Consider the following 7,511-nt stretch of genomic DNA (forward strand, 5'->3'; position numbering starts at 1 on the left):
GGTCGACCCCAGCCGCACCTCTGGACTCGGCTACGCGCGGACGCGGCTACGCGGACTTGGCCGTCGCCCGGACGCCGAAGTGGACGTACCGGCTGCCGTCGGCGAGGGCGTAGAACACCACGGGTATCCATGCGTCCTTCTCGTTGCGGCGCCCGGCGAACACCGTCTTCGTCGGCGTGTGCGAGACCGGGGTCAGGTGCCAGACCAGCGGGTCGAAGGTGCCCTTCAGGCCGTCCGCGCCCTCGTACGTCAGCCGAAGCGCGCCCGGGCCGCGGTCACCCTCGACAATGGTCATGACGAAGCCCTCGCGCTTGTAGCTGCCGGTGAACGGCTCCGTCTCCACGGCCGGGGGCTCGGTGGCCGGCGCGAACCCAGGCATGGCAACCCCGGCGAGTTCGGCGCACAGCTCGCGGCAGAGCGCCTCGAAGACCTTGGGCGCGGCGCCGCCGCCGTTGGTCAGCAGAGCGATGGCGAGCCCCTTCTCCGGGATGGCCCGCAGGTATGCGAGCTGGCCGAAGGTGCTGCCGTCGTGGCCGAAGCCGCGTACGCCGTCCCACTCGAACAGGCCCCAGCCCAGGCCCCAGTGGGCACCGAGAAACCACTGGTCGGGCATTTCGACCTCGCGGGTCAGCATCGCGTCGACCACGGCGGCCGGCAGCACCCGGGTGCCGTCCGGAGCGGCGCCGCCGTCCACGAAGGCCCGGGCGAACCGGGCCACGTCGGCGGCGGTCGCGCTGATCCCGCCGTACGGGCCGGCCGAGCGCGGCAGCATGTTCCAAAGCGGGGTGGGGACGGGGGTCTCGCCCGGCTCGCCCATGTGCCCCATGGCGGCGCGGAAGCGCAGCACCTCCTCGGGCAGGGTCATGGTGTGCTCCAGCCCGAGCGGGGCGAGGAGCAGCTCCTTGAGCGCCTCGTCCCAGGTCTGGCCGGTCACCACCTCGACGATCCGGCCGAGGACGTTGTAGGCGGTGCTGGAGTAGGACATGGTGACGCCGGGCGGGTTGGTCAGGCCGACGGTCCGCGCACCCTCGACATAGCGGGCCAGGCAGTCGTCGCCGCGGCCGGTGTCGTTGACGTAGTCGCCCTCGATGCCGCTGGTGTGGTTGAGCAGGTGGCGCGGGGTGATCGTCCGACTGGCTGCGGCGTCGGCGACCGCGAAGTCCGGCAGGACGTTCGCGACCGGCGCGTCGAGGTCCAGCTTCCCGGCGTCGGCGAGCAGGGCCACCATGGCGGCGGTGTAGCCCTTGCTGACGGAGCCGATCTGGAACACGGAGTCCGGGGTCACCGCGACGCCGGTGCCGGTGTGCAGGACGCCGGCGGCCAGTTCGTGGATCTCGCCATCGGCGAGCACGGCCAGGGCGGCGCCGGGGATGCGGTGGGCGGCGAGGAGTTCGCCGAGCCTGGCCTGCCAGCGGGCGGTGTCGAACGCCGGGGCGCCGTCGTCCACGCCCAGCGCGCGGTTGACCGTGCGGGTCACGTCGCGCTCGATCGGTTCCAGGATCCTGGCCACCTCCTGGTCGACGAGTTTCGACACCTCGCGGCGCAGGTTTTCCGACATGCTCTCTCCCTCGTGATCACGGTGAAAACGGCGCGGGGGGGACCTTCGGGCTAGCCGGAGCTCCGGGCCCGGCGGCCGGCGAGCCCGGTCAGCAAAGCCATCGTCGTGCGCGGCGGCTGCCGAAGATCGCGGTCCGGTCGCAGGAGGCTGCGGAACACGACCCAGACGAGTGCTCCGAGGGCGAATCCGTAGCCTGAGACCAGCCCGTGTCCGTTCTCCTGGGTGAACCACATCGCCAGCCCGAGCACCGGCACGCCGAGCGCGAGCAGCTGGTTCTTGCGGACGGCCTTGTGGCGCGCGCCCTGGTCACCGGAGCCGTTCGCGTCGGAGCCCTTGTCCGGGCTCTCGACGGTGCCGCCGTGCAGCAGCAACGCCGCGGCCAGGGTCGCCCCAAGGAAGTAGGTCGCGCCCGAGCTGCCGGCGAAGTTGCGAGGGTCGGTGCTGTGGGAGGTCAGGCCCCACAGCGCGTCGATCTGCTCGGGCAGCAGGATGCCTGCGGCGAAGAGGCCGAGCGTCAGCAGCCCGCCCCAGAACCACTCGGCGAAGGCCGCAACCGCGGCGAGCGTGGCGATGTTCCATGCGGCGCCGCCGAAGCCCCCGTTCTGCATGAAGACCGAGGTGACCACGCGCCACCATCCGGACTTCGCCGGGTCCGCGTCGAGCGCTCCCATCGCCCCGGACCAGCAGAGCTGGAGGGCCACCCCGGCGAGCGCGATCCCGGTCAGGGCGACCGCCGCCCAGGGGATCCGCCGCCGGCCCAGGGTGACTTGGCCGACCAGGGCCAGACCGCCGTTGAACATCAGCACCATCAGTGCCGCCGTGGTCACGTTGAACAGAATGCTGCCCATCGCCACCGCCCCCCTCCGAGCCTGTCGATTTTGCTGATCACGACAGTAGTGCGACGGGAGCGGTTTTCAAACACTGTTTGAAAACCGGCCTCGCTCGCTAGACTGCAGCCGTGAAGCTGACCGCAGACCGGATCATCGACGCGGGCATGGCGGTGTTCGCCAAGACCGGCTACCACGGCTTCTCCATGCGGCAGGTTGCGGACCGGCTCGATGTGCACGCCGGCAGCCTCTACTACCACGTGCCGAACAGGGCCGCTCTGCTCCAGCTGATGGCCGACCGGGTGGCCCGGCAGGCGTACGACGCGGGCACCGCCGCCCTGGCCCGGCTCCCCGCAGAGGCAGGCTGGCAGGCGCGGGTCACGGCGCAGGCCGTCGCCCTGCGGCGGAGCATCCAGCGGCACCCCGGCGGCGCGATCATGCTCGCCGGAAGCCCGAAGACCCTCAGCGCCGGCGCACTCTCGCTGATGGAACGGCTGCTCGCCACCCTCGCCGAGGCCGACGTCCCCCGGGAACACTGCGGCACCGCCGCCGACACCGTGCTCAGCCATGTCACCGGCTACGTGCTCCAGGAGCAGAGCGAGCCACCCGCGGTGCCAGTAACCCCCGAGGGCGTTTCCGCTCTCAACCGGCGATTCCCCCGGACGGTGGCCGCCGCGGCCGCCCACGCTCCGGACGAGAAGTTCACCCGCAGCCTGGACCTGCTCTGTGCCGGCATCGGGACGCTGATCCGGTCGCCTTCAATGGGGGTGGCGGATGGCAACTAGGCCCCTGACTCTCCGATCATGCTCAGAGTCAGACGTGGCGGCAGTGACGGTGCCCAAGTAGACGCTGTTGCCCCCACGGCTCGTCGTGGTGCGGCGCACCGGCCAAGCACAACCGCGGCAAGCTGGTCTGGAAGGTCGCCTGTCCCATGCGCTCGGCGTACGAGGGCGTGATCTTCGCGCCGTCCGGTGTCGACCACTCCCGGCCCCGGCGGGGTGCTGTGCCAGTGCTCTCCACACGCGACTGCATCCTTTGGCCTACTACGTTTTCGGCCCTGAAGAGGACGATCTTGCGGCACCTCCGCGAGATCGTTGATCCGTGCGAATAACCATCGGGTACACCGTCGAAAGCATTGGCTACGTCGTAGGAGCCCAGGGGCTCGTCACCTTCGCTTCGCAGACCTTCTTCGGCACGGAGTGGGGCTGGATGCCCAAGGTCGTCGACCTTCCGTCAACCGCTTACCTCGGCATCGTCGCCGTGGGGTTGGCGCTCATCGCCGGCGGGGTGAGGACGCGGAAGACGCCCCGGCGCCAGAAGGTCGCCTGACCGGCGGGTATTTCAGCCCGCGACTCCCATTTCCGTGGCGTAGCGGTCGAAGCCCGCAGGCTGCCCGCCGCTTGACCCGCGCTTACAGCGGGCCCGGCTCGCGCCCCGGCCCCAGGACTGGCCGGTGTTGGTCGGCAAGACGGCCGAGCTGAAGCAGCGGGACTATGACTGGAGCGCCGAGATCCCTGCCATCACCGCGACCACCCTGCTCGTGTTTGGTGACGCCGACGCCATCTGCCCCGCGCACATGGTGGAGTTCTACGCCCTGCTCGGCGGCGGTCTGAAAGATGCCGGCTTTGACGGATCGGGCCGCTCGCATGCGCAACTGGCCGTCCTGCCCGGCGCCGGCCACTACGACATCCTGGCCCACCCGGGGCTGACGGCCGCCATCGTGCCGTCCTGGCCTCATGACCTGAGCCAGATCAGCAACGCGGCCGCGGTGACCGTGCCGAGATAGACGTGCCCGCGCTTGTCGTAGCGTGTCGCCACGGCCCGGAACTGCTTCAACTTGTTGATCGCCCGTTCGACGGTGTTGCGTGCCTTGTAGCGGGCCCGGTCGAAACCTGCGGGCCGCCCGCCGCGCGACCCACGTTTGCGACGGGTGGCCTTGTGGCTGCTCTTCTCCGGGATCACATGCGGGATCGCACGGCGCCGCAAGTATGCGCGGATCTTGCTGTTGCTGTACGCCTTGTCGGCCGAGACGCTGGTCGGGAGCCGTCGCGGACGGTCCGGCCCCATGCGTGGCACCCGGATCTTGTCCATCACTGGCACGAACTGGGTGCAGTCCGCCCGCTGACCGGGACTGACGAGCAGAGCGAGCGGACGGCACTTACCGTCCGCTGCCAGGTGGACCTTTGTGGTGAGCCCGCCGCGGGACCGGCCGAGAGCCTCACCTTCCGCACCGCCTCCTCCAGAAGGGGGCGCAGGTGCATGTGAACTGATCTTTCTTCGGCCCACTTTGAGGTGGTCGGCGGTACGGGTGGTGGGGCCTTGGGTGCCCCTGCGGCATGTTGGTGGGCGCGGATCGAGGTGGAGTCGTTGATGTGCCAGTCGATGTCGCCCGCGGCGTCGGCGGCGGCCTGGACGTGTTGGAGCAGCCTCTCCCAGGTGCCGTCAGCCGACCAAAGCGTCTGCCGCTTGTGTGCCGTCTGCCACGGGCCGAAGTGTTCGGGCAGCTGGCGCCATTGGCAACCGGTGCTGAGCCGGTGAATGATCCCGTTGATCACCTGCCTGTGGTCCCGCCACCGGCCGCACCGGTTGTTGCTCACCGGCAGCAGCGGCTCCAGGACCGCCCATTCCTCGTCGGTCAGATCCCCCCTGCTGAGCATGACCAGAACAACGAGCTACCTGATCGAAGAGACACCGCCTAGGGTGCCCAGCGCGCGTACCGGCACCTGAAGTCCGGCCGAGAAGAGCACCAGGAAGAGCAGCAGTGGTGCGGTGGACCAGGACAGGCCGCCCGTCGCGCCGAGTGGCAGGGAGTGTGTTCTGCGCAGCCACTGCCCGGGGCCCGGCAAGAGCAAGGCAGCGGCATACGACAGGACGACCGCGCGGCCCAGCCGGTGACGCAGCCAGGTCGTCGCCCGGTCAGTCAGCGGTACAGCGGCAATTCGGGTGGGCAAAGCGGCCGTCCTCTTCAACATCTTCCGGCATGGGGGCAGGAGTGGTCAGGAACGCCGATATCCAGAGGTGCGTGTAGGTGCTCATGGAGCCCATGCTGCGCGAGTGGAAGGAGCGGTGTGCGTGGTGCCACGCGGCAGTCAGGATGCGTTCAGGTGTCCGGTGGCGCGGTCCCTGTCCATGACCTACGAAACGTCCGAGACTTCAGCCACACCCCGCCGCCGACGGGCCCGCCGCTCCTACACGGCAGCGGCTGCGCTTGAACAGGGTGCCCGAGGTCACCGTCTACTTCTGGATCATCAAGGTGCTGTGCGCGACGGTCGGCGAGACCGCGGCCGATCTGCTGAACGAGAAGGCGGGCCTCGGTCTGACAGGCGTGTCGGTGCTGATGAGCGCCCTGCTGGGCGAGGTGCTGGTGGTGCAGTTCCGCACGAGCGCCTACGGGGCGGCGCGTACTGGCTTGCCGCCGCCCTGATCAGCGACAACCTCACCGACAGCACGGGTGTGCCGCTGGAGCTGAGCACCACGGTGTTCGCGCTCGTTCTCGCGGTCGTGTTCGTCGTCTGGTACCGCCGGGAGCGGACGCTGTCCGTCCACAGCATCGATACCACCGGCCGCGAGTCCTTCTACTTGCTTGCGGTCCTGTTCACGTTCGCTCTCGGCACCGTGGCCGGTGACCTGGTGTCCGAGCGCCTGAATCTCGGTTACTGGCTCTCCGCCGTCCTGTTCGCACTGGCCATCGCCGCAGTCGCCGTTGCGCACTTCGCGCTCGGGCTCGACGCGGTGTGGAGCTTCTGGATGGCGTACATCCTCACCAGGCCGCTCGGCGCCTCCATCGGCCACTACCCGTGCCAGCCGACCGGTGGCGGCGGCCTAGGCCTGGGTGCCGTGATCACGAGTGGACTGTTCCTGGCGGTCATCCTCGGCCTCGTCGTGTACGCGGCCGTGACCTGCAAGGACGTCACCGAACCCGAGCAGGCCAGTCGACACGCGGCGTGACCTACAAACTGTTCGCATTCAGGATGCGTTCAGGATCTCTGTGTCACGGTTGAAGATCACAGCCGCAGCGGCGGCCGGCACATCTCACAGGGCGCTCGTCCCGACTCCAGGGGCGAGCGCCCTGTCGTTCGACCAGACAGGAGAAGCCGCATTGAAAAGATCTGAGGTCCTTACCGACGGCGACGTGTCGAGCACGTCAACGAGGACCACGTCGGTGATGAAGAAACTGCCCGAGGTCACGCTGGCTTTCTGGATCATGAAGATCGCCGCGACGACCCTGGGTGAGACGGCGGGCGACCTCTTCGCGCAGACCCTGAAGCTGGGCTACTTCCTCACCACGATCGTGCTGTTCCTGGTCTTCGTGGTGACTCTGGTGGTCCAGCTGCGATCCAGCCGCTACAACCCGTTCTTCTACTGGACCGTGATCTTGTCGACCAGCATGGCCGGCACCACGATGTCCGACTTCATGAACCGCGACGCCAGCGCCAAGTACCTCTCGAACGGCGTGACCAAGCTGGGCTGGGGCCCGCAGGGCCTCGGCCTCGGCTACCCCGCCGGAGCGGCGATCCTGATCTCGATCCTCCTGGCGATCTTCGTCACCTGGAAGCTGAGCGGGATGACCTTCCAGATCACCGAGATCGTCACCTTCAAGGGCGAGGCTCTGTTCTGGTCGGCGATCCTTGTGTCGAACACCCTCGGCACCTCGATGGGCGACTTCCTCTCCGACAGTTCCGGCCTCGGCTACGCCGGTGGCGCGCTGCTCGTGACCGGGGTACTCGCCGTACTCGTGGCACTGATGAAGGTGCCGGTCGTGCCGAACGTGCTGCTGTTCTGGATCGCCTTCGTCCTCACCCGCCCGCTGGGCGCCACCGCGGGTGACTTCCTTACCAAGCCGGTCGCCAAGGGCGGCCTGGACCTCGGGACCGTGGGCTCGTCCGCCGTCCTGCTCGTCATTCTGTTCGGCCTGATGGCGTACGCCCACGTGCAGGAACGCCGGACAGCTGCCGCACGGGCCGACGAGGCGCGGTAGTCGATCACCCGGCAGGGAGGCTGACCGTGAACCTGGCCCCGGGTGCGTGTCCGGGGTCGTAGGAGACCTCACCACCGACGGTGCGGGCCAGGCGTCGCGCGAGGGGCAGCCCGAGGCCCGCGCCGTCGTGCCCGTCGCCGGTGTCGGC

Annotated in this window: 8 protein-coding genes and 2 pseudogenes; 5 read left to right on the top strand and 5 right to left on the bottom strand. The window is 69.1% G+C overall.

The window, feature by feature from the left end:
• Window positions 1-46: 46 nt before the first annotated feature.
• On the bottom strand, window positions 47-1,558 hold the full coding sequence (locus ABZ471_RS46870) for a serine hydrolase domain-containing protein (RefSeq protein ID WP_359075271.1): 1,512 nt from the start codon (window positions 1,556-1,558) through the stop codon (window positions 47-49).
• 50 nt (window positions 1,559-1,608) lie between these two features.
• Window positions 1,609-2,406 (bottom strand): hypothetical protein, encoded by a 798-nt coding sequence (locus ABZ471_RS46875; RefSeq protein WP_359075272.1) that lies wholly within the window; start codon window positions 2,404-2,406, stop codon window positions 1,609-1,611.
• A gap of 110 nt (window positions 2,407-2,516) precedes the next feature.
• Here ABZ471_RS46875 and ABZ471_RS46880 point away from each other — a divergent pair, with 110 nt between their 5' ends.
• From ABZ471_RS46880 to ABZ471_RS46890, 3 genes are all read left to right on the top strand, one after another.
• Window positions 2,517-3,170: a TetR/AcrR family transcriptional regulator gene (locus ABZ471_RS46880; RefSeq protein ID WP_359075273.1), complete on the top strand. Its 654-nt coding sequence runs from the start codon at window positions 2,517-2,519 to the stop codon at window positions 3,168-3,170.
• 316 nt (window positions 3,171-3,486) lie between these two features.
• Window positions 3,487-3,714: a hypothetical protein gene (locus ABZ471_RS46885; protein WP_359075274.1), complete on the top strand. Its 228-nt coding sequence runs from the start codon at window positions 3,487-3,489 to the stop codon at window positions 3,712-3,714.
• A 124-nt stretch (window positions 3,715-3,838) separates the two neighbouring features.
• Window positions 3,839-4,171 (top strand): alpha/beta hydrolase, encoded by a 333-nt coding sequence (locus ABZ471_RS46890; RefSeq protein ID WP_359075275.1) that lies wholly within the window; start codon window positions 3,839-3,841, stop codon window positions 4,169-4,171.
• Here ABZ471_RS46890 and ABZ471_RS46895 read toward each other — a convergent pair.
• A pseudogene (locus tag ABZ471_RS46895) lies at window positions 4,120-5,042 on the bottom strand (IS5 family transposase). The gene ABZ471_RS46890 and the pseudogene ABZ471_RS46895 overlap by 52 nt on opposite strands.
• A gap of 15 nt (window positions 5,043-5,057) precedes the next feature.
• The gene (locus ABZ471_RS46900; RefSeq protein WP_359075276.1) at window positions 5,058-5,336 is read right to left on the bottom strand and encodes a hypothetical protein; all 279 of its coding nucleotides are present in this window, start codon (window positions 5,334-5,336) and stop codon (window positions 5,058-5,060) included.
• Window positions 5,337-5,514: 178 nt separating this feature from the next.
• Between ABZ471_RS46900 and ABZ471_RS46905 the strand changes: the two are divergent.
• Together ABZ471_RS46905 and ABZ471_RS46910 are read left to right on the top strand one after the other, a co-directional pair.
• Window positions 5,515-6,333, top strand: a pseudogene (locus ABZ471_RS46905) (hypothetical protein).
• 217 nt (window positions 6,334-6,550) lie between these two features.
• A complete protein-coding gene (locus tag ABZ471_RS46910; RefSeq protein ID WP_359075277.1) occupies window positions 6,551-7,363 on the top strand; it encodes a hypothetical protein in 813 nt (270 codons plus the stop codon).
• A 4-nt stretch (window positions 7,364-7,367) separates the two neighbouring features.
• Here ABZ471_RS46910 and ABZ471_RS46915 read toward each other — a convergent pair.
• Window positions 7,368-7,511: ATP-binding protein (locus tag ABZ471_RS46915; RefSeq protein WP_359075278.1), on the bottom strand; the 144-nt coding region annotated here is incomplete at its 5' end.

Origin of the sequence: Streptomyces sp. NPDC005728 (assembly GCF_040630895.1) — a bacterium.
Lineage (GTDB): Bacteria > Actinomycetota > Actinomycetes > Streptomycetales > Streptomycetaceae > Streptomyces.